The following is a 682-nucleotide window of genomic DNA, read 5'->3' on the forward strand; positions in this document are numbered from 1 at the left end:
GGTACTTACAGTATTACAGCATCTTCAGCGACCGGATCTACCGTATCCAACTATACGATCAGTTATGTATCCGGCACTTTAACGGTAACGGCAGCACCATTGACCATTACAGCGAATGACCAGAGTAAAGTCTATGGCGTAACAGGTAACCTGGGCAGCAGTGCCTTTAGTGTAACTGGTTTGGCTTCTGGTGAGACTATCAGTAGTGTTACATTGAGCAGCCCAGGTACTTTGTCAACCGCTGCAGTGGCTACTTACACTATTACAGCGTCTTCAGCGACCGGATCTACCGTATCCAACTATACGATCAGTTATGTATCCGGTACTTTAACGGTGACCGCTGCTCCATTGACCATCACGGCGAATGATCAGAATAAGGTTTATGGCGTAACAGGTAACCTGGGTAGCAGTGCCTTTAGTGTAACGGGCTTGGCAGCAGGTGAGAGTATCAGCAGCGTTACTTTGGCTAGTCCGGGTACCTTGTCAACCGCTGCAGTGGCTACTTACAGTATTACCGTTTCCAGCGCAACGGGATCAACCGTATCCAACTATTCGATCAATTATGTGTCCGGTACTTTAACGGTAACGGCAGCACCATTGACCATTACAGCGAATGACCAGAGCAAGGTCTATGGTGTAACAGGTAACCTGGGCAGCAGTGCCTTTAGTGTAACGGGATTGG

The 682-nt window shown here is 48.4% G+C and carries 1 protein-coding gene; it reads left to right on the forward strand.

Going from position 1 to position 682, the window contains the following annotated elements; genetic code table 11:
- Positions 1-682: MBG domain-containing protein (locus ACH3Y6_RS15645; RefSeq protein WP_490836567.1), on the forward strand; the 682-nt coding region annotated here is incomplete at both ends.

The sequence above is a fragment of the Sediminibacterium sp. FW305-C-269 genome, assembly GCF_058231045.1.